Annotated in this window: 20 protein-coding genes; 9 read left to right on the top strand and 11 right to left on the bottom strand. The window is 50.4% G+C overall.

Features of this window, described 5'->3' with window-relative positions; all coding sequences use genetic code 11:
* Window positions 1-152 precede the first annotated feature (152 nt).
* Together sohB and ABT56_RS02295 are read left to right on the top strand one after the other, a co-directional pair.
* Complete coding sequence (sohB, locus tag ABT56_RS02300; protein WP_047877215.1) at window positions 153-1211, top strand: protease SohB; 1059 nt, start codon at window positions 153-155, stop codon at window positions 1209-1211.
* Between the two features lie 12 nt (window positions 1212-1223).
* Window positions 1224-1643 carry a DUF805 domain-containing protein gene (locus ABT56_RS02295; protein WP_047877214.1) on the top strand — a complete coding sequence of 140 codons (420 nt, stop codon included), beginning with the start codon at window positions 1224-1226 and terminating at the stop codon, window positions 1641-1643.
* A gap of 51 nt (window positions 1644-1694) precedes the next feature.
* On the opposite strand, the gene ABT56_RS02290 is transcribed toward ABT56_RS02295, so the two are convergent.
* Window positions 1695-1946 (bottom strand): DUF2498 family protein, encoded by a 252-nt coding sequence (locus ABT56_RS02290; RefSeq protein ID WP_047877213.1) that lies wholly within the window; start codon window positions 1944-1946, stop codon window positions 1695-1697.
* A gap of 541 nt (window positions 1947-2487) precedes the next feature.
* On the opposite strand from ABT56_RS02290, the gene topA reads away from it, so the two are divergent.
* Window positions 2488-5136, top strand: coding sequence for a type I DNA topoisomerase (gene topA, locus ABT56_RS02285; RefSeq protein WP_047877212.1), 2649 nt, complete (start codon window positions 2488-2490; stop codon window positions 5134-5136).
* Between the two features lie 52 nt (window positions 5137-5188).
* Here topA and miaE read toward each other — a convergent pair whose 3' ends face one another.
* Window positions 5189-5986 (bottom strand): tRNA isopentenyl-2-thiomethyl-A-37 hydroxylase MiaE, encoded by a 798-nt coding sequence (miaE, locus tag ABT56_RS02280; protein WP_047877211.1) that lies wholly within the window; start codon window positions 5984-5986, stop codon window positions 5189-5191.
* A 128-nt stretch (window positions 5987-6114) separates the two neighbouring features.
* Window positions 6115-6876: a hypothetical protein gene (locus ABT56_RS02275; protein WP_047877210.1), complete on the bottom strand. Its 762-nt coding sequence runs from the start codon at window positions 6874-6876 to the stop codon at window positions 6115-6117.
* A gap of 374 nt (window positions 6877-7250) precedes the next feature.
* Between ABT56_RS02275 and cysB the strand changes: the two genes are divergently transcribed.
* From cysB to ABT56_RS02260, 3 genes are all read left to right on the top strand, one after another.
* Complete coding sequence (gene cysB / locus ABT56_RS02270; RefSeq protein WP_047877209.1) at window positions 7251-8225, top strand: HTH-type transcriptional regulator CysB; 975 nt, start codon at window positions 7251-7253, stop codon at window positions 8223-8225.
* A gap of 137 nt (window positions 8226-8362) precedes the next feature.
* Window positions 8363-9550, top strand: coding sequence for a methyltransferase (locus tag ABT56_RS02265; protein WP_047877208.1), 1188 nt, complete (start codon window positions 8363-8365; stop codon window positions 9548-9550).
* A gap of 1 nt (window position 9551) precedes the next feature.
* The gene (locus ABT56_RS02260) at window positions 9552-10283 is read left to right on the top strand and encodes a sulfite exporter TauE/SafE family protein (RefSeq protein WP_338048455.1); all 732 of its coding nucleotides are present in this window, start codon (window positions 9552-9554) and stop codon (window positions 10281-10283) included.
* Window positions 10284-10401: 118 nt separating this feature from the next.
* On the opposite strand, the gene ABT56_RS02255 is transcribed toward ABT56_RS02260, so the two are convergent.
* The 3 genes from ABT56_RS02255 to tyrP all read right to left on the bottom strand — a co-directional run bounded on the left by ABT56_RS02255 (window position 10402) and on the right by tyrP (window position 14871).
* Window positions 10402-12372 (bottom strand): putative bifunctional diguanylate cyclase/phosphodiesterase, encoded by a 1971-nt coding sequence (locus tag ABT56_RS02255; RefSeq protein WP_047877207.1) that lies wholly within the window; start codon window positions 12370-12372, stop codon window positions 10402-10404.
* A 178-nt stretch (window positions 12373-12550) separates the two neighbouring features.
* Window positions 12551-13462 carry a DUF3943 domain-containing protein gene (locus ABT56_RS02250; protein WP_047877206.1) on the bottom strand — a complete coding sequence of 304 codons (912 nt, stop codon included), beginning with the start codon at window positions 13460-13462 and terminating at the stop codon, window positions 12551-12553.
* A gap of 200 nt (window positions 13463-13662) precedes the next feature.
* Window positions 13663-14871, bottom strand: coding sequence for a tyrosine transporter TyrP (tyrP, locus tag ABT56_RS02245; protein WP_047877205.1), 1209 nt, complete (start codon window positions 14869-14871; stop codon window positions 13663-13665).
* A gap of 414 nt (window positions 14872-15285) precedes the next feature.
* Between tyrP and ABT56_RS02240 the strand changes: the two genes are divergently transcribed.
* Window positions 15286-16497 carry a CinA family nicotinamide mononucleotide deamidase-related protein gene (locus ABT56_RS02240; protein WP_053062358.1) on the top strand — a complete coding sequence of 404 codons (1212 nt, stop codon included), beginning with the start codon at window positions 15286-15288 and terminating at the stop codon, window positions 16495-16497.
* A 70-nt stretch (window positions 16498-16567) separates the two neighbouring features.
* On the opposite strand, the gene ABT56_RS02235 is transcribed toward ABT56_RS02240, so the two are convergent.
* The 5 genes from ABT56_RS02235 to ABT56_RS24170 form a co-directional block, all read right to left on the bottom strand.
* A complete protein-coding gene (locus ABT56_RS02235) occupies window positions 16568-16864 on the bottom strand; it encodes a 2Fe-2S iron-sulfur cluster-binding protein (RefSeq protein WP_047877204.1) in 297 nt (98 codons plus the stop codon).
* Window positions 16861-17994, bottom strand: coding sequence for a class Ia ribonucleoside-diphosphate reductase subunit beta (nrdB, locus tag ABT56_RS02230; protein WP_047877203.1), 1134 nt, complete (start codon window positions 17992-17994; stop codon window positions 16861-16863). Before nrdB ends, ABT56_RS02235 begins: the two co-directional genes overlap by 4 nt.
* 53 nt (window positions 17995-18047) lie before the next feature.
* Complete coding sequence (gene nrdA / locus ABT56_RS02225; RefSeq protein ID WP_047877202.1) at window positions 18048-20315, bottom strand: class 1a ribonucleoside-diphosphate reductase subunit alpha; 2268 nt, start codon at window positions 20313-20315, stop codon at window positions 18048-18050.
* A 478-nt stretch (window positions 20316-20793) separates the two neighbouring features.
* Window positions 20794-21504, bottom strand: coding sequence for a bifunctional 2-polyprenyl-6-hydroxyphenol methylase/3-demethylubiquinol 3-O-methyltransferase UbiG (gene ubiG / locus ABT56_RS02220; protein WP_047877201.1), 711 nt, complete (start codon window positions 21502-21504; stop codon window positions 20794-20796).
* Window positions 21505-21704: 200 nt separating this feature from the next.
* Window positions 21705-21851 (bottom strand): hypothetical protein, encoded by a 147-nt coding sequence (locus ABT56_RS24170; RefSeq protein ID WP_169753875.1) that lies wholly within the window; start codon window positions 21849-21851, stop codon window positions 21705-21707.
* A gap of 539 nt (window positions 21852-22390) precedes the next feature.
* On the opposite strand from ABT56_RS24170, the gene gyrA reads away from it, so the two are divergent.
* Together gyrA and serC are read left to right on the top strand one after the other, a co-directional pair.
* Entirely contained in the window at window positions 22391-25018 is a 2628-nt protein-coding gene (gene gyrA / locus ABT56_RS02215) for a DNA topoisomerase (ATP-hydrolyzing) subunit A (RefSeq protein WP_047877200.1), read from the top strand.
* A 209-nt stretch (window positions 25019-25227) separates the two neighbouring features.
* Entirely contained in the window at window positions 25228-26310 is a 1083-nt protein-coding gene (serC, locus tag ABT56_RS02210) for a 3-phosphoserine/phosphohydroxythreonine transaminase (RefSeq protein WP_047877199.1), read from the top strand.
* Window positions 26311-26344: the final 34 nt, after the last annotated feature.

Genomic DNA, 26344 nt, shown 5'->3' with positions numbered 1-26344 from the left:
ATTGGCGATGACATGATCGCTCCTCGACAATCGGGAATAGCCGCTGTTTTGAGCAGTTGCTCGCCCTTTGCCGTCGGTGATGAATATTGGCGTAGCCGAATCGATGACAACGTGGTTACAATGAATTCAAACAAGAGAATGAGGACTCGACATTGGATTTTTTGTTTGATTACGGGCTGTTTCTAGCCAAGATTGCCACGGTGGTGATCGCGATTATCAGTATTCTTGTTATCGTTAAGGGACTTAAAGGCCACCACGGCGCCAAAGGGGAGTTGGAAGTCACAGACTTGACCGAGCAGTACAAGGAGACGGTCGAGCAGCTGGAATCCCACTTGTTTGACAAGCCATTGCTCAAAGCGCGTGACAAGGCTGAGAAAAAGGCTGAAAAAGAGAAACACAAGGCACGCCAGAATGAAGTAAAGAAAGCGGCGAAGGAAGGGGATTTGAGCCATTCCCGTGAGCCTCGTCTCTTTGTTCTTGATTTTCATGGCAGTATCGATGCCAAAGAAGTGGCTTCGCTGCGCGAGGAAGTGACGGCTATTTTGGCTGTCGCGATTGAAGGCGATGAGGTGTTGCTGCGTCTTGAGACGGGCGGCGGCATGGTGCATGGCTACGGCTTGGCTTCATCGCAGCTTGACCGCCTCAAAGCGGCCGGTATTACGTTGACCATTTCAGTGGATAAAGTCGCGGCCAGTGGCGGTTATATGATGGCGTGCGTGGCTGATAAGATCATCTCTGCGCCGTTCGCGGTTGTTGGTTCTATCGGGGTGATTGCTCAGCTACCAAACTTCAATAAACTTCTGAAAAAGAACGATATTGAGTTTGAGCAGATTACTGCTGGTGAGTTCAAGCGTACCCTGACCATGTTTGGTGAGAATACCGACAAGGCACGTGAGAAATTCCAGTCTGAAATTGAAGAGACCCACGGTTTGTTCAAAGACTTTATTGCAGAGCACCGTCCTGAGCTGGATCTTGAAAAAGTGGCTACGGGCGAGCACTGGTTTGGCAAGCAGGCTCTAGGTTTAGGATTGGTTGATGAGATCGGCACCAGTGATGATTTTATTAGCCATGCATGCAAAGATCGTGAGGTGTTGCAGGTTCGCTATGTCCAGCGTAAGAAACTGGCTGAAAAGCTAGCTGGGGCAACCGGTGATGCTGCTGATAATCTACTGTTGAAGTGGATTAGCCGTGGCCAGCGTCCGATTGTTTAAGGCGGGTAGCGTATGAACCAGATGTGGGCGTTGTTTTCCTTCCAAGGGCGTATGCGTCGCCGTGACTACTGGCTTTATAGTCTTCCTGTGCTTTTGGTAATGATGCCCGTTATTATCTATTCACCAATGGATATGGCTGCGGAAAATGATCTGCAGTCGATTCTGTCGTTGTTAATTACGGGCTTTGCGATGTGGGCGTCAATGGCGCTTAACGCCAAGCGTTTGCACGACCGTGGCAAGAGTGCATGGTGGCTGATTCTGACATTTGCGCCACTGGTGGGGCCGGTGTTTGTCATTATTGAACTGGGCTGCCTTGATGGAACCAAGGGCGATAATGCATATGGCCCGGATCCGAAGGGGCGGGGAGAGCCACCGTTGCCCCCTCAGGATGGTCAGGAGAGCAATAAAGACACGATGACTATTGATATTTGAGTTCACTACCGGATAGCATAAATAGCCCCGCGATGCGGGGCTATTATTTTGTTAGTTGGCCAGAGTAAACTCCGGTGAAAGTTTATGGGCAAGAAACTTGAACATATTAAAAACCAGTGTGGTTTTTTCTGTCGGTAAGCCTTTGTCATCAAGGAAGTAGTTTTCACCCTTGAAGATCAGTACTTCGTCACGCTCTTCCACTGCAGTCGCGCGCATGCCATCGATATAGCTGTCATGATCTTGGATGATTTGGTTGGCAATCATTAGAAGATCGGACGTTGAAATGCTTGTTTTGTCGCTCATGGTCAGTCTCTTTGCATAGTCTCGGGACTGGTGGATACCAGCCGGTTGTCATTAGTGTATTGAAGACAGGTAAGAAAAATCAAGTGAGTGGTTATTGGTCGGCGTACTGTCTGGTTGCTGCCCTAATCGATGAAATTCTGTGAGCGACGACAAAAAATCGTTGTTTTTGATAGTAAATTTTCAGCCTAGGTGGTAATCATTACCGCCCGTTACAGGGGCGAAACGAGGCACTGAGCAAGTTCTTGTCATTGATAATGTATTTGCTGCAACGTTTCATTAACATGTGGGGAAGGGACAAGCAAACGGCTGCGATTTGGCAAAAAGCAGTTGACCTTCTAAGAATGTAGCCCAATATGTAAATACTAAACGCATTACGTAACTCGTTACCTGCCTAACCAGCATAAATGGCGGTTTTCAGGAGGCGTGAAAAGTTACGTAATCAGTTTGGCGTATTGCCGTTGCCGTGCTTTCAGTGGGTTATTTGAACGTGCAACTATTTGTTTATTTTTAAGTTTGAGCACGAGGACGTAAAAGAACGATTATGGGCAAATCTCTCGTTATTGTGGAGTCCCCAGCCAAGGCCAAGACGATTAATAAGTACTTGGGCAAGGACTTCATCGTAAAGTCAAGCGTAGGTCATGTCCGTGACCTGCCGACGGGCGCCCGCAGCACCGGTAAGAAGGCGGCTGCGACGACCACGAAAGGCTTGGATGCAGAAGAAAAAGCGCGCATTAAGAAAGAAAAAGAAAAAAAAGCGCTGATCAACAAGATGGGTGTGGATCCCTACAACAATTGGGAAGCCCATTACGAAGTACTACCGGGCAAAGAGAAGGTAGTCAACGAACTGCAAAAGCTGGCCGAAGACGCTGACTTTGTTTATCTCGCGACCGATTTGGACCGCGAAGGAGAGGCCATTGCGTGGCACCTTCGTGAGATCATCGGCGGCGATGATGAGCGCTACAAACGAGTGGTTTTCAACGAGATTACCAAAAATGCCATCCAGCAGGCCTTTGAGCAGCCGGGTGAGTTGAATATTGACGGTGTCAATGCGCAGCAGGCGCGCCGCTTCCTTGACCGCGTGGTTGGCTTCATGGTGTCGCCGCTGCTGTGGAAAAAAGTGGCACGAGGCCTATCTGCTGGACGCGTACAGTCTGTCGCGGTGAAGCTAATCGTTGGCCGCGAACGTGAAATCAAGGCGTTTGATCCGGAAGAGTACTGGGATATCCATGCCGATACACTGACGGGCGGCAAAGACGCATTGCGTCTGATGGTTGCCCAGCAGGCTGGCAAGGCATTCCGTCCGGTCAATGAAAGCCAGACTATGGCAGCCAAGTCGCTGCTTGACAGTGCGGTTTACACTGTGGCCGAGCGTGAAGACCGCCCGACGACCAGTAAGCCATCAGCGCCGTATATTACGTCGACCTTGCAGCAAGCTGCGAGTACCCGTTTGGGCTACGGCGTTAAGCGCACAATGGGCTTGGCCCAGCGTTTGTACGAGGCGGGTTATATTACCTATATGCGTACAGACTCGACTAACCTGTCGAAAGAAGCGGTTGAAGCGGCGCGTGAATATATTGGCAGCGAGTACGGTGAGCAGTACTTGCCAGCAAGCCCGAATACTTACGGCAGCAAGCAAAATGCCCAGGAAGCCCACGAAGCGATCCGTCCGTCGGATGTGTTGGTGCGTGCAGAAAATCTTGAAGGCATGGATCAGGATGCGATCAAGCTGTATGACTTGATTTGGCGCCAGTTCGTTTCTTGCCAGATGGTTCCGGCAAAATATGACTCGAGCACGATTACCGTGACGGCGGGTGAGTTTACCCTGAAAGCCAAGGGCCGAACCCTGCGCTTTGACGGTTGGACTCATGTCCAGCGCCCGACTGGAAAGAACGAAGATACCACCCTGCCAATGGTGCAGGTGGGTGATACCCTGACGCTAGAAGCGCTGGATCCGAAGCAGCATTTCACCAAGCCACCAGCTCGTTTTACCGAAGCTGCATTGGTTAAAGAACTTGAAAAGCGCGGTATTGGCCGTCCGTCGACCTACGCGTCAATCATCTCGACCATTCAGGATCGCGGCTACGTACGTGTTGATCAACGCCGTTTCTACGCTGAGAAGATGGGTGAGATTGTCACCGATCGTCTGGACGAAAGTTTTGCGGATCTGATGGACTACGATTTCACCGCCCGCATGGAAGGCAATCTCGATAAAATTGCCGAAGGCGAAGCGAACTGGAAAGCGGTACTCGACAATTTCTTCAGCGATTTCACTGGCGAGCTGGAAAAGGCAGAGCTGGATGAAAGCGAAGGCGGGATGAAGCCGAACAATATCGTGCTGACAGACATCGAGTGTCCGACGTGTGGCCGCCCAATGGGGATCCGTACCGCATCGACCGGTGTGTTCTTGGGTTGTTCGGGTTATGCCCTGCCGCCGAAAGAGCGTTGTAAGACGACAATCAACCTCGGTGACGAGGACGGTATTGTCAACGTACTGGAAGAAGACGTTGAAACGGCTGCACTGCGTGCCAAGAAGCGTTGTCCGAAATGTAGTACGGCGATGGATGCCTACTTGATCGATGCTGAGCGTAAGCTGCATGTGTGCGGTAACAACCCAGGTTGTGACGGCTACATTGTCGAGAAAGGCGAGTTCATGCTCAAGGGCTATGATGGTCCGGTGATTGAGTGTGACAAATGTGGTTCCGATATGGAACTGAAGAACGGCCGTTTCGGCAAGTACATGGGTTGTACCAGCGAGTCATGTAAGAACACCCGTAAGATCCTTAAGAACGGTGAAATCGCACCGCCAAAAGAAGATCCGGTACATTTTCCTGAGCTGCCATGCACCCAGGATTCGGATGCCTACTTTGTGCTGCGTGATGGCGCATCTGGTCTGTTTATGGCCGCGAGTACCTTCCCTAAGTCACGGGAAACCCGTGCTCCGTTGGTGGAAGAACTGGTCCGTTTCAAAGATCGTCTGTCGCCTAAGTTCCTGTATCTAACGGAAGCTCCGACCCACGATCCGGATGGCCGTCCGACAGTGGTTCGCTTTAGCCGTAAGACTAAAGAAAACTACGTTCGCTCTGAAATTGATGGCAAGCCATCGGGTTGGACTGGCTTGCACATTGACGGCAAGTGGGAAATCACCGACAAGCGCAAGAAGCCAAAAGCGAGCAAGTCGGAAGAAGAATAATAAAAAACCGCCGAAAGGCGGTTTTTTATTGCCGTAAGTATTCTGTAGCGGATCAGGCGATTGCCAAGGTCTCGCAGGGAACCCCGCTGTGGAAACGGAAGTTATCGTCGGGGGCATTGATAAGCTCCGCCTCGCGGGCCCCGATGGCCTGGATTCTGTCACTGATATCGCCACCGGCGATTTGCTCGGCAAGGATCAGGTAGTCTTGGTAGTGGCGTGCTTCGGAGCGTAGCAGCGAAATATAGAACTTACGCAGATCGTCATCGAGGTAAGGGGCGAGTTTGGCAAAACGCTCGCATGAACGGGCCTCAATGTATGCCCCGATGATCAGTTTGTCGATTAGCGTGGCGGGTTCGTGGGTGCGGACGATTTTCATCAGCCCCTTGGCATAGCGGCCGGCATTGAGGTTGGAGTATGGGATGCCGCGATTTTCCATGATCTCGAGCACTTGCTCGAAATGATGGAATTCTTCTTTGATTAGCCGCACCATTTTGTCGATCAGCGGTTGGCCGTGAGGAAAGTCGCTGCGGGGAGTGAGCGGTGCACTGAGCCCGTTTTTCTTACCGTGGAAATGGCGGGTATCGCGATGCTGACCATAGACGAACTCTTCGTACGGTTTGGCCCAGTCGAGCAGTGCTTGGCCGCTGGCTTTGTCGATGGCATAGCGGCGGATCAGGAATATCGCCGTCTGGCTGGCTTTCAGTTCACAGTTGCAGTGATCTACCAGCAGGGTAGTAAGATTGCCTGGCTGCTTTGCCTGATTAATCCAGGCATCGGGGGTTTCACAGTGAAGGAATTGCTTTACCGGGGTAAGCAGCTCATCGATCATCTGCTGTTGGGATGTACTCATGGGCTAACTTTTTATGATTGAAATAGTTGCGCCATTATACCCGTGCAAGTGGGCTATACCCAAGAGGCGGCAGTTTTAGCAAGAATGCAATAATAAAAAAGGCCACCCTTGGGTGGCCCTTCTTGTTATTACCATTTGCGTTTTGGCTGGAATAGCACGTCAAGCTCGTCTTGCTCTTTGGCAAGCATTTGCTGGCGTTCTTTTTCGTGCTGACTGCTCTGGTTGATATCAATTTCACTGAGCATTTTTTGCAGCTTTTCCCTTGCCTGATTCGCATAATTGTCATTTTTGCTTGAAAGGGCATCCAAGCCTTTTTGCAAAAGCTGTTTTGACGTACCAAGCTGACGTTTTTGAGCCGCGTCACTGGCACGCTTGATGACGTTCTCGATATTAATTCGCAACTGGATGCTTTCAAGACGCGCATTTTCAGCGACAAAGGCCTGAGTCGCCATACGGCCACGGCTGTGTTCGCTCTTGATGACCGCTTTTAGGCGTTTTACCAGCTGCAGCATACCAATCGCTTGACGGTCAGTGCTTGGTACTTTGAATGCGGTAGCATCCGCATTGGAATAGTTTTCTTGCAGCTGACGAATTTGTTCGCTAACTTGGCTGATACGAACAGGCATGTTTCGATCTTGCGGATCTGCCTGCTGCATCCCTTCTAATGAGTGCAGTACGCGTCTATTGAGGCAAACTAGCAATTCTTTGCTATACGGTAGAAGGTGGGCATTACCGATAAGCTCTTCGGTTGCATCGATAATCGCAATGTATTTGGCGAGTTCTTGCTGTTTGGCACTTTCTAGTTTCTGGCGATACTGGATAATAACGTTGTAACCAACGATAAGGACCAGTAGTAAGCCGATCAAGCCAATGATAAGTGGCATGCTCATGTCAGGTATTGACCATCCGTACTGATATTTAGTCTTATAAGATACACCATATGCTTTGTTTGCAACAGTGTTGCAAAGCTTTTTATGACTCCTGTTCAAGTAATTTTAGAATACTTTTCGCGCATTCCTCGAAAAAATAATACTAAAAGGGAACCTATTCTCTATTAAGGATATTTGATGGAAGAAAGAAGGGGGAATGCCTGCCCAAATGATGGCTTGCTCGGGGGATTATTTTCAAGAAAGACTATGAAAACAGCGGTAGAAAATATATAACATAAAATTATACATGGAGGATTACATATACATTCTATATAGCGGTAGGATTCACTGCGCTGCTGTATTTAAGGTATAAGGGATTAATAGCAGGCGGTACCATGAAATTACAGCAATTACGATACATCGTTGAGGTTGTTAATCACAATCTGAACGTTTCTTCAACGGCCGAAAGTCTCTATACCTCGCAACCGGGGATCAGTAAACAGGTTCGGTTGCTTGAAGATGAACTCGGTATTCAGATTTTCGAACGTAGCGGTAAACACTTAACCAAGGTGACGCCTGCCGGTGAAGAGATCGTAAAAATTTCTCGTGATATTCTATCCCGGGTCGAAAGTATCAAATCCGTTGCCGGAGAGCATACCCATCCCGAAATGGGGACGCTGAATATTGCGACCACCCATACCCAAGCTCGATATGCACTTCCTTCCGTTATTCAGGGCTTTACCGCTCGCTATCCAAAGGTCACCCTGCACATGCATCAAGGGACGCCGTCCCAGCTTGCTGACGCCGTTGCCAAGGGGACGACGGACTTTGCCATCGCCACCGAGGCTTTGCATCTTTATCAGGATATGCTGATGTTGCCGTGCTACCACTGGAACCGTTCTATTGTGGTTAAGGCCGACCATCCTCTTGCCCAGAAATCAGAAATTACCATCCATGATTTGGCCGCCTACCCACTGGTGACTTATGTGTTCGGTTTTACCGGCCGCTCCGAGCTGGATAGTGCCTTCAACCGCTCGGGGCTGACGCCACGCATCGTTTTCACCGCAACGGATGCCGATGTGATCAAAACCTATGTCCGGCTTGGCATGGGCGTGGGGGTCATTGCTAGCATGGCGATGGATCCCGAAACCGACAGTGACTTGGTCGCAATCGATGCCAGCCATATTTTCGAAGCCAGCACGACCAAGATTGGCTTTAAGAAGGGGTCATTCCTTCGTACGTATATGTATGACTTCATGGAGCGTTTTGCCCCGCATCTAACGCGCAATGTGGTCGATCAGGCTTTGATGCTTAAATCCAATGCCGATATTGAGGCGATGTTTGCCGATATGGAGTTGCCGGTAAAATAGCCGTGTCGTGCGATCAGTCAGGGAGGGGCAAGAACGGTGCCCTGCGGTGAGGGCTTGTTGATTGTGCCAATTTCGGATGTGTTCTTTGGTTCTTGGCGATAGAATGGCGTGTTTTCCCATATCATCAAGAGTCCCAGATGTATTCCGAGCAATTTAGCCACCTTGACCGTTTACTGGCCGAAACCCGTGAGTTCTGGCAGTTTATGCCGTTTTCTGCCGACTATGCTAACTGGGAGGCGCAGTATCCAGAGTTGTGCCAATGGCTGATGGGGCTGGATGAGCACGCGCTGGCCGGTTACTTGGCTGATACCGAAGCCTTGGCTGATAAGCTGTCCCAGTGGATCCCGCAGGTCGTGGATTTGCAGGCAGCGAGTCAGCTTACCATGCTCGAGAAAGTGGATCGCTTGCCGCCAAGGGGAATCGATACCGGGATCCCAGGTCGCAAATGGCAGCAATTATTAGCGTTTAATGGTGTGATGCCCCAGCTGGGTTTGCCGTGGTTGGAATGGTGCTCGGGCAAAGGCTATCTTGGCCGGGTGCTGTCGGCGACGCACCAGACCCCGGTGACCAGCCTTGAATGGCAGCAGGCATTGTGTGATGACGGTGCTGTGGCGGCCAAGCGCTTGGGGTTGCCGATGACCTTTGTCCAAGGCGATGCGTTTGCCGAGGAGAGCAGTGCCTATATCGTTTCTCGCCAACATGCCGTTGCCCTCCATGCCTGTGGTGACCTGCACGTTTCCTTGCTCAAGCAAGTCGCGGCCAAGCAGGGGCAGGCGGTGAGTATATCGCCGTGCTGTTATCATTTGATCCGCGACAAAGAGTATCAGCCGATGTCAGCCTTGGGCCAGCAGAGCGTGTTGCGATTATCTAAGCTCGATCTCAAATTGCCGCTTCAAGAAACGGTAACGGCAGGGAACCGGGTGCGCAACCTCCGCTTTGTCGAGGTGAGCTATCGTTTGGGGTTTGATAGCCTCCAGCGTGATCTACTGGGCGAAGAGCGCTATTTGCCGGTCCCCAATTGCCAGAAAGCGTTGTTTAACGACGGATTTGAAGGTTTCTGCCGCTGGGCGGCTGAGAAGAAGGGCATAACACTGCCACAATCCCTTGATTACCGTTATTGGCAACAGTGCGGCGAGCAGCGCTACCATTGGGTTGAGCGCCTGGAGCTGTTGCGTCAGGTTTTCCGCCGGCCACTGGAAATGTGGTTGGTGTATGATCGGGCCTGTTTTCTGGAGGATGCCGGATATGCAGTCACGGTCGGGACATTTTGCGATAAGCCGATGACACCTCGCAATATTATGATTCACGCAGAACGGAAGCAATAGAGTGATTGATACCCAAACCTTGGTTTTTTGTGCCCTGGCGTTAGCCGCCGGTTGTTTTGTTCAGAGTACGGTTGGCTTTGGCATGGCGATTGTCGCCGCGCCGATAGTGTATTTCTTCGAACCGCGCTTTGTTCCCGGGACAATTACCTTGGTTGGGTTGGTACTGGCTTTGATTAACATGTGGCAGTACCGAGCGATGCTTTCAATTAAAGGTCTTGGAGCGGCATTTGTCGGACGGGTGCCCGGAACGATGATTGCCGGATGGTTGCTGCTCTATATTTCCTCGCAGTCGCTAGCACTTGTGTTGGGGATTGGCGTTTTGCTGGCGGTGGCGATTAGTTTACTCAATATACGGATCAAGCCGACGAACACCTCGCTATTTTGGGCCGGTTTTGCTTCAGGCTTGATGGGGACCTCAACGTCTATCGGCGGGCCGCCAATGGCATTGGTACTGCAGCATGCCGAGGCGGCGAAGCTGCGTGCTAATTTGGCCGGATACTTTGCCTTTAGCTGCGTATTGTCATTGGTGGCGTTGACGTTTACTGGCCATTTTAGTTGGTGGCATTTCAAATATGGGATGTTGATTATGCCCGCACCGGTTCTTGCAACGCTGTTTGCCTACCGTATTCAGCATCTCATCAAAGCTGAATGGCTGCGCTATGCCTTGTTGCTCTTGTGTTCGGTTTCCGGAGTGATTGCTATTTGGCAGGGTGTTTCCCCTTATTGGGTTTGATACAGAGTGATGCTCGCAAACAAAAGGCCCGGTTCAGTCATGAATCGGGCCTTTTGTTTGGTTGGTGTGAGGCTTCACCCTTCACCCATAGGATGATTTACAGGATGAATGGGCACATTTATTCGAATGCTATTACAGAGTTGAGCAACTGAAACTGGCGCTCCTCGAGGATCGCCGCTGGCATCGGTCGCCCGAGGTAATAGCCTTGGCAGTAGTCAAAGTGGTTGCGCTGCAGGTAATGGAGCTGTTCGAGGGTCTCGACACCTTCGGCGACGACCTTCAAGCCGAGTTTCTCACAGATCGCCTGAGTGGCCTCGACGATGGCCTGACTGCTTTTGTGCTCCCCCTGAACGAAGCTCTTGTCTAGCTTCACCGTGCTGATTGGCAGATCCTGCAACTGCGAGAGCGACGAATACCCCGTACCGAAGTCATCCAGATACAACTCTAGCCCGAGCGAGGCGAGATCTTCAAGGCACTGCTTGGCATCATCAAATTCTTGCAGCATCGCCGATTCCGTCAACTCGATGGCCAGCTGCGCTGGGGGAATGCAGTAGCGACGGAGAATGCTCTCGATAGTTGGGGCAAGGCTGGATTGCAGTTGAGCCCGGGAAAGGTTGACGCTCATGATATAAGGCGGCAGCTCAGGATACCGCTTGCGCCATTTGGCTAGCTGTTTGCAGGCTGTCTTCATTATCCAGCGCCCAAGCGGGACGATTTGGCCGGTTTCTTCAGCCAGCGGGATAAATTCCGAGGGGGATATTTGTCCCAGCACTTCGTCATGCCAGCGGATCAGCGCTTCGAAGCCCTTGAGCTTGCCGTGCTTGAGATCAACGATAGGCTGGTAGTAGAGCTCGAAGGATTCGGCCTCAAGGGCGAGTGACAAATGGTGGCGCAGGGTCATCTTCCGGTAAAGGGCATCGGCCATATCCGGCGAGAAATAATGGCTGCGGTTGCGGCCGCGTAATTTCGCCCGGTGCATGGCCATGTCAGCCTGGGTGATGAGGGTTTCGATATCTTTGGTATCGGTCGGATAGTCTGACATCCCGATGCTGCAACCGATAGAGAGCTCGCCAACTTCTTTGATGTGAAAAGGACGATTGAGGGCTCTGATCAGCTGCTTGGCAAACAGGGCTGTATCGCTGCTGTAGCGGTGTTCGATTTGGACAATGAACTCATCGCCGCCGAAGCGCGCCAGCAAGCCCCGGCTTTTGATTTCGTTTTTGAGGCGGATGGCAATGGCTCGAAGCAGTTTGTCGCCGATGGCATGGCCGTAGGTATCATTGACCAATTTGAAACCGTCGATATCGAGGAATAGCAGGCTGTAGCCTCGTTGAATGTGCTGTTGTTCCAAGATGGCATTTGTCAGGCCGCGGCGGTTAAGTAGGCCGGTTAGGTAGTCATGCTCGGCATTGTAGGTTGCCTTCTGTAGTTTCTCCCGGTCTTTGCTGATATTGACCAGATTGAGCAGTAGTTGGTTTTTGTCTTCCAGCCACTTTCCTTCTATATCGAACCAATTGTGGTTGCTGCCAGTCCAGCATAGCTTCTGGGTGGTGATGGGGTTTCCATGTCGGATCTCGTCTAGCCATTGCCAGGCCAGTTCATGGTCACCGAGAAAAGTGCTGAGATCGGTCAACTGATCGCCGAAATTGTGTTGATATGTGCGGTTGGTACTAATTAGCTTGCCGTTTTCGCCAAACAGTAAGGCAAGGTTTGATGAGCTGGAGAAGGCAAGATCCCGGCGCAGGGTTGATTCTTCGGCAATGACTTCGACCAACATCGCCTTGCGGCCATCGTTAAGCGGGTAGCCGGAAAAATGGCAGAGTGTTTTTTTAAGGATATTTTCTGGCGAAAAGTACCACCAAGTACGAATGCTTTCTCCAGCATCGAACCGGTTTAGGTAACTGTGCAGCAAGGCATTTACGGCTTCAGACATATCAAGGCTGAGGTCGCGGGACAATAGCTCTTCTTTGGTTTTTGCCTCCCACAGCGGTAATGCTGCGGAATTTGCCCAAAGTATGCGCTTATGGTGAACATCAAAGACCCATATCGGAGCTTGTAAATACTCGAAGGGAGAAAAGGTATGATTCATGACCAACGCTTATTAACTTATTGTCATAATTATAATTATTATAAGTAAAAAACGGTGTAGGTTGTTTATAAAAGTGGGGGAATCGTGAAGCCAATTCACGAATGCTTAAAAAGGTAAATAATGTTGTTGACTGCCGGTGAAACAAGGGGTTAATCCGACCGGCAGTCGATAAGTGGTATTACTGCAGAGCGAGCTTCAACTCTAGGCCAATAAATTGCCTGTCGTAGGGGATACCTGCGTCTGTAGCGAAGTTGGCCGCTGTTGTGTTGCCGAACCATGGTTTGTAAGTAAAGCTGACATCGGCATCGCCAGCCCACCAGTCAGTGACCCAGTAATGGATATGGCCGACAGGGTTGAGCAGAAACAGGCTGACATCCCCGAGGGCTTTTGAACCCATTACCTCTCCGCCACGGGCTGTGATTTCCAACTCGGTCTGGAACATCCATTCACCGACGGCAGCGCCAAACAGTGGTGTGACGATGATATCTTGAATAGACGGCACTTCGGCGAAAGACTCTACGCCATATTCCCAGAAAAAGGTCGACATGGTCGCCGAGTACAGGAATGACTCCCATTCGTTGAAACCAGAGTGACGTGCGGCAGTGTAGTACACTCCACCGAAGTAAGGGTGCATGACGTAGTTGAGGTAGTGGTCATCATGGTCCCAGACCGGCCCCGCGCTGACGTTATCCCACCACTTGCTGCCAAGGTTGCCTAGATTGCGATCTTCATCCGTCCAATTGGTCACGCTTTCTGGGAGCAGGGTCATCATGCCAACCGTAGCAAAACTGAGCCCAAGAATGGTATATGACTGGCTGAGCAGGTAATCCCAGTCTTTTTCCGGTGCGACAGATAAGTGCATCGGAAGTGTATTGATCGAGTGGCTGTCGGCCTGTCGGTCAATATTGGCAGCAGAGCGACTTGTTATGTCCGAGTGAGACGATACTAATAAAGAGTCTGGTGCGTAATAGTTTAGGAAAGTGCCTTGACTCTCATATTGATAGAAATCGGTTTCACCGTGCCAGGCGTAAGCTGGTGCGCTAAGGGTTGCACAGCTGACAAAAAAAGATGACAGAAAAGAAGTGCGCAAAATACGCTCCGCAGTTGTTCAGGGGTGGACAGAAAAAGAAAGGCGGAGAGTATCACTGAAAAATAATATGATTCCTAGTGATTTTAATCGCTAGGAATCATAAATTATTTTGTTTTATCGTAAGTGAATATATTTAATGTGTTTTGTCTGTAATCAATAAGCAGCCTCCTATGACTTAATATCGTTTGGAGGCTGTTTTTTTATCCAATTGCAGGGATTAGGCCTGCCATTTGCAGCAGCTGCGCAGAAATGATCACAATACCAAATCCGACGGCGACGATAAGTGCCGCTGTACCACCGAACACCTGATAGTTTTGCTGGTGCTCTGAAAACGTTTTTCGCTGAACCCTGACCATGGCTACTGGCAGGAAGATAGCCAGTATAACGAGGGCGATGGCTGCGAACCCCAGTGCCATGATAAAGCCTTGTGGGTAGAACAGGGCAAATGCCAGTGGCGGTACAAAGGTGATCAGGGCAGTGTGAATACGGCCATGCTTGTGGGCATCGCGCTTGAAGCTGTCAGAAATGAAATCGAACAGGCCAAGGCTTACGCCGAGGAACGAGGTTGCCAGTGCCAGATCGGCAAAGATCGATACCGACTTGCTAATCATGGGGTTGTGCAGCACTTGGCTCAGAGTCGCTATAAAGCTCCCCAGGTTGCCGCTGGCCATCAATGCAGATTGGCTCATGGAACCCTGACTGGCGAGTTGCCAGAAAATGTAGATGATCAATGGCATTGATGAGCCGACAATCATAATTTTCCGCAGTGCGCGCATATCTAGCCCGACATAACGAACAATTGACGGGATACTGCCGTGAAAACCAAATGAGGTAAAAATCACAGGCAGGGCTGAGATCACCAGGCCTTTCTCAACAGGCATGCTAACCAGATGTTGGCCATCTACATTGGGGATCATCAACGTCAGCATCACCACCAAAGCAATAAGTTTGAGGCTGAAGAGGATCCGGTTGACGATATCTACCGAGTGGGTGCCAACCGCGACAATCGTGGCGATGATCACGGTGAACAGCAGGGCGCTGAACTGCGGGGTTACTGAAAGGCCTGCCCAATGGGTGAGCTTGTCATTGAGCTGGTCGCCACCACCGGCAATGTAGGCGGCACACAGCGAGTACATCAAAAAGGCAACAGCAAAACTGGCAAGGCTCTGACCTTTGCGGCCAAGCAGTTTATAGGCCAGCGAGTTGAGCGTTGCGGTTTGCTCGGCGTGCTGGTGGAGCTCAAGCATCAGCAGGGCGGTGTAGGTCATCAGCAGCCATAGGCCAACCATGATAAGTGTCGCAGTACCGAAGCCGAGCCCGGCCGAGGCAAGAGGCAGGGCTAGCATGCCCGCGCCGATAGTGGTGCCGGCAATAATAAGCATACTGCCGAAGGTTTTGTTCATCGCCATGGAAATAGGTTCCCGATATAAATAGGTGGTTTTGGGAGGATGTGCAGATACCTGTGATAACTCCCGCTGAGAAACTAAGGCCACAATGGCACGATATGTGTAATTTAATGTTTACACTCGGTAGCCATTGCGGCTATCGATAGCAGGTGTTAACAGTGTATTTTTCCATACTTATACTACTTCTATAGTCAGATGATTGTGATTGGCGGCGCTAATCCTTGCTGCCTCTGGTTTGCTACATTAACTGCATCATTTTTCACTGTCAACTTATGTTTATTTTGGTGTAATCATAAGTTTACATTTTTAGTTGTAAGGTGTTTGAATTCAGTGGTTCGGAAACGAGATGAAACCAGTGGGTGTCCTGTGTGTGATGAGTGGGTATGATGGGGGGAGGATAATGACAAAGGAAATCGTATGCTGAACGTGGCGATGATCAGTACCGGCGAAGAGGTATTGCACGGGGATATTACCGATACTAATGCAGCCTGGCTGTCCCGGCTTTTTTTCGAACAGGGCTATGCGCTGAGCCGCAGGACAACCGTCGGCGATCAGCTAGATGGGCTGGCACGGGAAATAGAGCACTGTAGCCTGACAGCTGATATCGTTGTGGTTAATGGCGGGCTGGGCCCCACCAGCGATGATTTGACGGCGCAGGCTGCTGCAATGGCAGCCAATACCGGGCTGGAGCTGTCGGAACATTGGGTGGCCGAAATGGAGGCCAAGTATGCCCGTATGGGACGTGAGATGCCGGAGACCAATCTCAAGCAGGCATTACTGCCTCAGGGGGCGGAGATCTTGGACAACCCTGTCGGGACGGCGTGTGGGTTCGTGATGCGGATCAATCGGGCTATTGTCCTGTTTACGCCCGGAGTACCGAGCGAATTCAAGATAATGGTTCAAGATCAGGTGCTGCCTTATCTCAAAGCATTGTTCCCTTCGGTGGTGAGCCAAGTCTGCCAGCGGCTTTATACCTTTGGTCTGTCCGAATCGGGGATCAGCCAGACTCTGTCATCGCTGGTGGTACCGGAAGGCGTGGTGATTGGTTACCGATCTGCGCTGCCGTTTATCGAGGTTAAGGTTTTTGCCCCACAGAATTGCCCAAATGTCTCTGCGTTTTATCGAACAATCATTGAAATGCTTGGCGATAATGTGGTTGGTATTGGCCAACCTATGTTGTCAGAGATTTCTGGGTTGCTGCAGGAAAATGCCATGACGGTGTCTGTTATCGAAGAGTTTACCGGAGGTGCCTTGGTGAATGAACTACATCGTGATGAAGCCTGTGCTTCATTGCTGAAAGATGGCCGGTTTGCACGCGATTTTGCCAAGACAGATAAAGATCTCGCTAGCTTGGCAGAAGCTCACCGAAGAGAGACTAATGCGGATGTTGTTTTGGTGGTTGGCGGTAAACGCCACGAGGCCGTTTCGGTTGCCTTGGCGGGTAAGGGGGCGGTCTGGGTTCAGCAGGTTGCGAGCAAGCGGCAATATTCTCAGTCATCCTATCGTACTGTGATAGCGACCCTGGCGTTAGACATGCTACGGCGTTATCTGTGTGGCATGCCTGTATTTGGTCATTATGAATCTCTGTCATCATTGTCTTCTTTTAGCAATGAACGACGCACTGGCTAGTCTAGGAAAGAAGGGGGCGTGGTATAAAAGTGTGGGGAGACCTCGCGATGAGTGCTCAGTCACGAGGCTGTTATTTCTCGTTGGCCTGAAGGCCCTGTAAGGAGGACTGGAGTTGGTAAGCAAACTCAACGGTGAGGTCGGATTTAGGGATTGAGCAGCAGGAGAGTACTTCGTTGGGCGCAACGAACGCCATGCTGTCTTGCTGGTCGACTGCGCCAGCCTGAAGCTTGCAGCGGCAAGCGCCGCACATGCCGTTTCGGCATTGGTATTCCGGTTGCAGGCCTGCTCGTTCCAATTGAATCAGCAAAGGTTCGCGGCTATTGCCGCGTACCTTAATACCGTTCACCGTGAAGGTGAGTTGGCTCATAGCTCGAAGTCACCCAGATCATCGGCGCTGACATCGTTGTCAATCTGGCCAACAAGGTAGGAGCTGATCTCGGCTTCCTGAGGGGCAACCTGCACGTTGTCAGAAGACAGCCACGCATTGATCCAAGGGATTGGGTTTTGGGTTGCACCAGGGTAGGCATGTTCAAGGCCAACAGCCGCCATGCGCAGGTTGCTGATGTACTCAACGTACTGGCACAGGATGCTCTTGTTCAGACCGATCATCGAACCGTCTTTAAACAGGTATTCCGCCCATTCTTTTTCCTGCTCGGCAGCATCTTTGAAGATATTGAAGCACTCTTCTTTGCACTCTTCGGCAATTTCGACCATTTCAGGATCGTCCTGACCGGTACGAAGCAGGTTGAGGATATGCTGGGTGCCAGTAAGGTGCAGGGCTTCGTCGCGGGCAATCAGCTTGATGATTTTCGCGTTGCCTTCCATTAGTTCGCGCTCGGCGAAAGCGAAAGAGCAGGCAAAGCTGACGTAGAAACGAATCGCTTCCAGTGCGTTGACTGACATCAGGCACAGGTACAGCTTTTTCTTGATTTCACGCAGGCTTACGGTAAACGCTTCGCCGTTTGCCGTATGCGAACCTTCACCGTAGCGGTGGTAGTCGTTGGTCGCGCTGATCAGATCATCGTAGTATTTTGAAATATCACCAGCACGTTTAAGGATATGCTCGTTGTCCACGATGTCATCGAACACCACTGACGGGTTGTTGACGATATTGCGAATGATATGGGTGTACGAGCGAGAATGGATCGTCTCGGAAAACGACCACGTCTCGATCCAGGTTTCCAGCTCAGGGATCGATACGATAGGCAGCAGAGCCACGTTCGGGCTACGGCCTTGGATCGAATCAAGTAGGGTCTGGTATTTCAGGTTGCTGATGAAGATGTGTCGCTCGTGGTCCGGCAGATTATTGTAGTCAATGCGGTCGCCAGATACGTCCACTTCTTCTGGACGCCAGAAGAAAGAAAGCTGCTTTTCAATGAGCTTCTCGAAAATTTCGAATTTTTGCTGGTCATAACGGGCAACATTGACAGGCTGGCCAAAAAACATTGGCTCTTTTAGTTGGTCGTTATTGATTTGACAGAAAGTGCTGTATGCCATCGTATCCTCAATATCAATGGGAGCCGAAGCTCCCATTGCCATAATGTCGTAAATTAAATCTTGCAGCTTGTGCAGTCGTCTGCGCCCACATCGCCTTGTGCATCCGAGGCACCATCACGGGTGTTGTGGTAGTACAAGGTTTTCACGCCGAGTTTATACGCCGTTAGCAGGTCTTTTAGCAAGAGTTTCATTGGTACCTTTCCGCCCGGCTGACTGCTTGGGTCGTAGTTGGTGTTGGCGGAGATCGCCTGGTCAATGAATTTCTGCATGATACCGACTAGCTGAAGGTAACCGTCATTGCTGCCAATGTTCCAGAGTAGCTCGTAATTATTTTTGTACTTGCTGTATTCCGGTACGACTTGTTTCAGAATACCGTCTTTCGATGCTTTCACCGAGACATAGCCGCGTGGCGGCTCGATGCCGTTGGTCGCATTCGAGATCTGCGATGATGTCTCTGAAGGCATCAGAGCAGACAGTGTTGAGTTGCGCAGGCCGTGGGTCTTGATTTCCTCGCGCAGCGCTTCCCAGTCGTAGCGCAGTTCGGCACTGCAGATATTGTCGATATCCTTCTTATAGGTATCGATAGGCAAAATACCTTGTGCGTACGTGGTTTCGTTGAATGCCGGGCAGGCACCTTGCTCTTTTGCCAAGCCGACAGAGGCTTTCAGTAGGTAGTACTGAATGGCTTCGAAGGCTTCGTGAGTCAGGTTGTTGGCGCTGCCGTCAGAGTAGCGAACACCGTGCTTGGCCAGATAGTAGGCAAAGTTGATCACACCTACACCCAGCGTACGGCGGTTCATGGTTGAACGGTAGGCCGCAGGCAACGGGTAGTCTTGGTAATCAAGCAGGGCATCTAGCGCACGAACCGTCAGTTCGGCCAGTTCTTCCAGATCGTCAAGCGAGTCAATGGCACCTAGGTTGAACGCAGACAGCGTACATAGGGCGATCTCGCCGTTTTCGTCTTCAACGTTGTTCAGCGGTTTGGTTGGCAGTGCGATTTCCAGGCACAGGTTAGACTGGCGGATTGGCGCAACGCTTGGGTCAAACGGGCTGTGGGTATTACAGTGGTCAACGTTCTGGATATAGATACGGCCAGTAGACGCACGTTCTTGCATCAGAAGCGAGAATAGGTCAATCGCCTTGATCGTCTTGCGTTTGATGCTTTCATCTTGCTCGTACTTGACATATAGGCGTTCAAATTCAGCTTGGTCTGCGAAGAAGGCATCGTATAGGCCAGGGACATCTGATGGTGAGAACAGGCTGATGTTTTCACCTTTGATTAGGCGGGTATACATCAGTTTGTTGATCTGTACGCCGTAGTCCATATGACGGACACGGTTTTCTTCAACACCACGGTTGTTTTTCAGTACTAGAAGAGATTCAACTTCGCCGTGCCAAATTGGGTAGAAAAGGGTAGCGGCACCGCCACGAACACCGCCCTGCGAGCAGCATTTAACGGCAGTCTGGAAGTATTTGTAGAATGGGATACAACCAGTATGGAAGGCTTCGCCACCACGGATCTCAGAGCCAAGAGCACGGATACGGCCCGCGTTGATGCCGATGCCAGCACGCTGGGATACGTAGCGTACAATAGAGCTTGCAGTCGCGTTGATAGAATCTAGGCTGTCGTCACACTCGATCAGAACGCAAGAGCTGAACTGACGGGTAGGCGTGCGCACACCAGACATAATCGGCGTAGGCAGTGAGATCTTGAACTGCGAAACCGCGTCGTAGAAACGCTTGATGTAGTCAAGGCGTGTCTCGCGAGGGTATTTGCTGAACAGGCAGGCCGCGATCATGACGTAAAGGAACTGGGCACTCTCGAAAATTTCGCCGCTGACGCGGTTCTGTACCAAGTATTTACCTTCCAGCTGCTTAACGGCTGCGTAGGAGAAGTTCATATCACGCCAGTGATCGATGAACTGATCCATAACGTCGAATTCTTCTTTGCTGTAGTCTTCGAGCAGGTGTTGGTCGTACTTGCCTTTTTCAACCAAGTTTGTCACATGGTCGTAAAGTTTAGGTGGCTCAAACTGGCCGTAGGCTTTCTTGCGTAGGTGGAAGATAGCCAAACGTGCAGCCAGGTATTGGTAATCTGGAGACTCTTCAGAGATCAGATCTGCTGCTGCCTTGATGATGGTTTCATGGATGTCTTCAGTTTTGATTCCGTCATAAAACTGAATATGTGACTTGAGTTCGACCTGTGAGACCGATACGTTTTCTAGGCCTTCGGCGGCCCAAGTGATCACGCGGTGGATTTTTTCCAGATCGATATTTTCGTTGCGTCCATCACGCTTGGTAACAGTGAGTTGTTGAGTCATTTTTTAGTCTTTTTCCCAGATAGCCATCAATAATCGTGTTTTTTGCAAGTTTCACTAACAAGCTCAGTGACGCGGGCGATCTTTGTTCGATTTCCTGCTCATGCATCAAACACTACATATTGGGGTGTTGAGCTGTTTGAGTTACAAGATAGTGATGAAGGTGGGGTATTGCAAGGTGGTATTTTTTGACCAGCTGTGGATAACATGGGGATTCACAAATCATAGTTAGTGCCTACTAACCTATTTGCCCAAGTGTGACAATATCATAGAAAATTGCAAAAGAAATTTAGCCTGAAATTTTGCGTCGGTAAAAAAAAAATCTTGATTTTTAATGTGTATTAGACAGGTCAAAACACAAGTGTTTTTGTGGTTATTTATTGGCTAGTTAGCAATGTTTCGGGGGGAGGGTAACTGCTCGCATTACACACAGTTATGAATAAAAGAAAGGCCCGCAATATGGGGCCTTCGGTAAATATGGTTATTCAGGCTTGGTGGTGTGGACGATATAGTTGACGTCTACATTGTTGCCTAGCCAGTAGTTGTCTGTCAGCGGGTTGTAATGGAGGCCGGTAATATGGCGCTCTTGGAGCGGGGTTGCGTCAATCATGGCTAGTAGTTCTGACGGACGGATGAATTTTTCGTGGTCGTGAGTACCTTTGGGTACGAGCTTGAGCAGTTGCTCTGCGCCGACAATAGCAAACAGATAAGATTTGATGTTGCGGTTGAGGGTTGAGAAGAACACATGGCCGCCGGGTTTAACCATTTTGGCACAGGCGGCAATGATTGAAGCCGGATCGGGAACGTGCTCGAGCATTTCCATGCAGGTGATGACATCGTAGGTTTGCGGGTGCAGTTCGGCGTGCTCTTCTGCGGTACGTTGGACATACTCAAGCTTGGTGCCGGTTTCCAGCGCGTGCAGGCGGGCAACGGTCAAAGGCTCTTTGCCCATATCTAAGCCTGTCACGTCAGCCCCTTCTATGGCCATGCTCTCGGCAAGAATGCCACCGCCGCAGCCGACATCTAGCACTTTTTTGCCAAACAGCCCTTCAGCGTTGTCCATGACAAAATTTAGGCGCAGGGGGTTTATCTGGTGTAGAGGCTTGAACTCGCCTTCGAGATCCCACCAGCGGGAAGCCATGTCTTCGAATTTACTGATTTCTGCCGGATCGACATTCAACTGCTTTGCCATATGTAGTTAGCCATTTCCATAAACAATCACAGCATTATAGCGAAATCATGCCGTGAGGTAAGCGGAACCTGAACTCTGGCTGGGTAAAGTTGGAGTGATGATTTTTTATTATTTTAAAACAATAGCCTGCAAGGCGTTTGGGCGGGGATGTCACTCCGTTTATGCGATGCAGGCTCTGCCCATTGCTTGTTATTTTGTGATCATTCAGCAGGTTCAACCATTGCCAATTGCGCGATATCTGCCTGCACCGCACCGGTAGTCAGTGTGATTGCAGCTAGAATGAACATTAAAAGGTATTTGCCGCCGATGATACACATGCCGATGGTGTTGATTGCTTGTCCAAACATATTGACCTCACTTATCTATGTCGATTTTTGAAATCTTAGTTTTTGTTCTTGCAGTGTTATTGTACGGTGCTGGTAAGGGGCGGAATTGATAGAGATCAGTTTTGGTTCAGCCTTTCTAGTGGCTTGGCGATGAGATTTGAGAATTGGTAATTGGGTCTACTTTTTACAATTGGTTGCACTTTGTACAGGTACAAAGGTGGGATGCAACTAGCAGCAGAAAAGCGATGCTTGGGTAAAAAACAGGCGAACAGGGGATGGATGACGGTATTTTGTCTGCGGTTTTCTGCTTATACGCTAAATTACTCACAACATGATAGCGAAAGGTGTGCCTATCTTGGCTCGAATATGCTATATTTTCGCACCTTGCACGTATCTGCTGAGCTTATGTTAAACGATGTATTTTTATGGCGTTTGACACGAATATAGACTTAGCTCCAAACGCTATAGGTATCACGTTTCAAGGGTTTTAATTTTGCCCGTGATAGCTATGCCGTTTGGTATACGTATACGACAGAAATTACCTGAGGGATATTGGCTCCATGAGCGATCTTGCAAAAGAGATCACGCCCGTAAACATTGAAGAAGAGCTGAAAGGCTCGTACCTCGATTACGCGATGTCTGTCATCGTGGGTCGAGCGCTTCCTGATGTGCGTGATGGCCTTAAGCCTGTACACCGCCGCGTCTTGTTCGCAATGAATGTACTTGGCAATGACTGGAATAAAGCATACAAAAAATCTGCCCGTGTGGTCGGTGACGTAATCGGTAAATACCACCCACATGGTGACAGTGCAGTCTACGACACAATCGTTCGTATGGCGCAGCCGTTTTCGCTACGTTACATGCTGGTAGACGGTCAAGGTAACTTCGGTTCGATTGATGGCGACTCCGCGGCGGCGATGCGTTATACCGAAGTACGTATGTCGAAGATTGCCCACGAGTTGTTGGCTGATCTCGATAAAGACACCGTAGATTACGTACCTAACTATGACGGTACGGAACAAATCCCAGCGGTACTTCCGACTAAAATCCCGAACCTGCTGGTTAATGGCTCGTCGGGTATTGCCGTAGGTATGGCAACCAACATCCCGCCTCACAACTTGGGTGAGGTGATTGACGGGTGTTTGGCTTATATCAACGACGAAAGCATCACTATTGACCAGTTGATGGAATACATCCCTGGGCCAGATTTCCCGACGGCAGCCATGATCAGCGGCCGCAAGGGGATCATCGATGCGTACCATACCGGTCGAGGTAAGGTATACATGCGTTCGAAGGCGGATATCGAAGCTGACAAGAATGGTAAAGAGACCATTATTGTTACTGAGATCCCGTACCAGGTGAACAAAGCTCGCCTGATCGAAAAGATTGCCGAATTGGTCAAAGAGAAGAAAGTTGAGGGTATCAGTGCCCTGCGCGACGAGTCTGACAAAGACGGTATGCGCATTGTTATCGAATGTAAGCGTGATGCAGTTGGCGAGGTTGTACTGAACAACCTGTATGCCCAGACTCAGCTTCAAACAACATTCGGTATCAACATGGTTGCGCTGGACAATGGCCAGCCAAAGACCTTCAACCTGAAAGACATGCTGAAGTGCTTCGTGAACCACCGCCGTGAAGTGGTAACACGCCGTACTATCTTTGAACTGCGCAAAGCCCGTGAACGTGCCCATATCCTTGAAGGTTTGGCACTGGCACTGGCCAACATCGATGAAATCATCGAGTTGATCAAGAATGCATCGACGCCTGCAGAGGCTCGTGCTGGTCTGATTTCTCGTGGTTGGGATCTTGGCAACGTTGCTGCGATGCTTGAGCGCGCAGGTACCGATGCAGCCCGTCCAGAGTGGCTGGAAGAGCAGTACGGTATCCGTGACGGCAAGTACTTCCTGACCGAGCAGCAGGCTCAGGCGATCCTTGATCTTCGCCTGCACAAGCTAACTGGCCTTGAGCACGAAAAGATCCTTGATGAATACAAGGCACTGCTAGAAGAAATCGCAGAGCTGATGTACATCCTTGCTAGCTCCGAGCGCTTGATGGAAGTGATCCGTGAAGAGCTTGAAGCGGTGAAGGAGCAGTTCAACGATCCTCGTCGTACTGAGATCACGGCGGCATCACACGATATCGACTTGGAAGATCTGATCAACCAAGAAGACGTTGTGGTTACCCTGTCTCACGAAGGTTACGTGAAATACCAGGTACTGAGCGACTACGAAGCTCAGCGCCGTGGCGGTAAGGGCAAAGCGGCAACCCGCATGAAGGAAGAAGACTTCATCGAGCGTCTGCTGGTTGCCAATACCCATGATACGATCCTCTGCTTCTCAAGCCGTGGCCGTATGTACTGGCTGAAGGTGTACCAATTGCCGTTGGCAAGCCGTACTGCGCGTGGTAAGCCGATTGTTAATATCCTACCGCTGGAAGAAGGCGAGCGTATTACCGCGATCCTACCAGTGAAGGAATACACCGAAGACAAGTTCATCTTTATGGCAACCGCTGACGGTACGGTGAAGAAGACACCATTGACTGACTTCAGTCGTCCACGTAGTGCCGGTATCATTGCGGTGAACCTACGCGACGGTGACTCGCTGATCGGTGTGGATATTACCAACGGTAACGACGACATCATGCTGTTCTCGAAAGACGGCAAGGTGGTACGCTTCTGCGAAGAGCAGGTACGTGGCATGGGCCGTACAGCGGCAGGTGTTCGCGGTATCAAGCTAGCCGAAAGCGACAAAGTGGTATCGTTGATCGTACCGCACAACGGTGGCGATGTACTGACTGTCACTGAAAACGGTTACGGTAAGCGTACCGAATTGACAGAGTACCCGGCGAAGAGCCGTGCGACACAAGGTGTTGTGTCTATCAAGGTCTCTGAGCGTAACGGTAGCGTTGTCGGTGCCATCCAGGTTGAAGACGGCGATGAATTCATGATGATCACCAACGGTGGTATCTTGGTTCGTACTCGCGTTGGCGAAGTAAGCCGTGTTGGCCGTAACACCCAAGGTGTTACCTTGATTCGTACTTCCGCAGACGAGCAGGTTGTTGGCCTACAGCGTATCGATGAGCCAGAAGAAGATGAGCTGATCGAAGACGCTGAAATCGTCGAGGGCGAAAACACGGCAGATCAGCCAGCAGCTGACGCCGGCGCAGAAGACTCTTCTGAGCAAGAATAAGCCTAGTAGTATGATTGACTGATAGAAGCGCAGCCCTCAGGCTGCGCTTTTTTTTGTTTGTAGTGAATGGGATGACAAATTTTCCTGCGACTCTTTTCAGCTCCGTCATAAAGGTGTATATCTGGTCGTCATCACATTCGGGCTGTCAAATGACGATGGCTGCGGATAGGTCGTAATCCCATGTTATAAGCAGGAGCAAGTCTTTCATCATGGAGCAGGTTTATAATTTTTGCGCCGGACCGGCAATGATCCCGGCAGACGTCATGAAAAAAGCCCAACAGGAGCTGATCAACTGGAACGGGCTTGGAACATCCGTGATGGAAATTAGTCACCGCGGCAAGGAATTTATTGCCGTTGCCAAGCAGTCCGAGCAGGATTTGCGTGATTTACTGGCAATTCCCGATAATTACCATGTACTGTTCTGCCACGGCGGTGCGCGCGCTCAGTTTGCCGCAGTGCCGCTGAACTTGTTGGGCGAGGCCGATACGGCTGATTATATTGACGGTGGTTATTGGGCGCACAGTGCGGCAGAAGAGGCTGAGAAATACTGTCAGCCTAATATTGTTGGTATTGCGTGTGAGCGTGATGGTAAGAAAGCGGTATTGCCAGCCTCCGAGTGGGCGCTGTCTGACGAGGCGGCCTTTGTGCATTTCTGCCCTAACGAAACCATCGATGGGATTGAAATTCGCGACTTGCCGAAAACCGATAAGCCTATCGTGGCTGATTTGTCTTCTACCATTTTGTCCCGTGAAATCGATGTGTCGCAATACGGTGTGATTTATGCTGGCGCGCAGAAGAATATCGGCCCAGCAGGCTTGACCATTGTGATTGTGCGTGATGACTTGTTGGGCAAGGCTCGCAAAGAACTGCCGAGTATTCTGGATTATAGCGTGCAGGTTGATAAGGAGTCGATGTTCAATACACCACCGACCTTTGCTTGGTATTTGGCGGGCGAGGTTTTCAAGTGGCTCAAGTCTATCGGTGGTGTTGCCGAGATGGAAAAGCGCAATATGACCAAGGCCAAGGTGCTGTACGACTACATTGATCATTCTGATTTCTATCGCAACGATGTCCATGCCGATAACCGCTCGCTGATGAACGTGCCGTTTCAGCTCAAGGATCCGTCATTGGATGCCTTGTTCTTGGAGCAGGCTGACGCTGCTGGCCTTAAAGCCCTTAAGGGGCACCGCGTGGTCGGTGGGATGCGTGCATCCATCTACAATGCTATGCCGCTTGAAGGTGTTCAGGCGTTGGTTGATTTCATGCGCCGTTTTGAACTGGAAAACAGTTAATATTGTGCCTCACGTAACGCTAGTAAAAAAACCG

It is taken from the genome of Photobacterium aquae (assembly GCF_001029445.1).
Lineage (GTDB): Bacteria > Pseudomonadota > Gammaproteobacteria > Enterobacterales > Vibrionaceae > Photobacterium > Photobacterium aquae.
The sequence above is the reverse complement of the archived record's forward strand: the minus strand, read 5'-3'. Positions and strand labels throughout refer to the sequence as shown.

What these genes read in the sequence shown, in the direction of transcription:
- ABT56_RS02265 (WP_047877208.1), top strand. Translation starts at nt 8,363, where the DNA reads ATGTATTCCGAGCAATTTAGCCACCTTGACCGTTTACTGGCCGAAACC.
- ABT56_RS02240 (WP_053062358.1), top strand. Translation starts at nt 15,286, where the DNA reads ATGCTGAACGTGGCGATGATCAGTACCGGCGAAGAGGTATTGCACGGG.
- ABT56_RS02235 (WP_047877204.1), bottom strand. Translation starts at nt 16,864, where the DNA reads ATGAGCCAACTCACCTTCACGGTGAACGGTATTAAGGTACGCGGCAAT.
- topA (WP_047877212.1), top strand. Translation starts at nt 2,488, where the DNA reads ATGGGCAAATCTCTCGTTATTGTGGAGTCCCCAGCCAAGGCCAAGACG.
- tyrP (WP_047877205.1), bottom strand. Translation starts at nt 14,871, where the DNA reads ATGGCGATGAACAAAACCTTCGGCAGTATGCTTATTATTGCCGGCACC.
- ABT56_RS02290 (WP_047877213.1), bottom strand. Translation starts at nt 1,946, where the DNA reads ATGAGCGACAAAACAAGCATTTCAACGTCCGATCTTCTAATGATTGCC.
- ABT56_RS02255 (WP_047877207.1), bottom strand. Translation starts at nt 12,372, where the DNA reads ATGAATCATACCTTTTCTCCCTTCGAGTATTTACAAGCTCCGATATGG.
- cysB (WP_047877209.1), top strand. Translation starts at nt 7,251, where the DNA reads ATGAAATTACAGCAATTACGATACATCGTTGAGGTTGTTAATCACAAT.
- serC (WP_047877199.1), top strand. Translation starts at nt 25,228, where the DNA reads ATGGAGCAGGTTTATAATTTTTGCGCCGGACCGGCAATGATCCCGGCA.
- nrdB (WP_047877203.1), bottom strand. Translation starts at nt 17,994, where the DNA reads ATGGCATACAGCACTTTCTGTCAAATCAATAACGACCAACTAAAAGAG.
- ABT56_RS02295 (WP_047877214.1), top strand. Translation starts at nt 1,224, where the DNA reads ATGAACCAGATGTGGGCGTTGTTTTCCTTCCAAGGGCGTATGCGTCGC.
- ABT56_RS02275 (WP_047877210.1), bottom strand. Translation starts at nt 6,876, where the DNA reads ATGAGCATGCCACTTATCATTGGCTTGATCGGCTTACTACTGGTCCTT.
- gyrA (WP_047877200.1), top strand. Translation starts at nt 22,391, where the DNA reads ATGAGCGATCTTGCAAAAGAGATCACGCCCGTAAACATTGAAGAAGAG.
- nrdA (WP_047877202.1), bottom strand. Translation starts at nt 20,315, where the DNA reads ATGACTCAACAACTCACTGTTACCAAGCGTGATGGACGCAACGAAAAT.
- ABT56_RS24170 (WP_169753875.1), bottom strand. Translation starts at nt 21,851, where the DNA reads ATGTTTGGACAAGCAATCAACACCATCGGCATGTGTATCATCGGCGGC.
- ubiG (WP_047877201.1), bottom strand. Translation starts at nt 21,504, where the DNA reads ATGGCAAAGCAGTTGAATGTCGATCCGGCAGAAATCAGTAAATTCGAA.
- miaE (WP_047877211.1), bottom strand. Translation starts at nt 5,986, where the DNA reads ATGAGTACATCCCAACAGCAGATGATCGATGAGCTGCTTACCCCGGTA.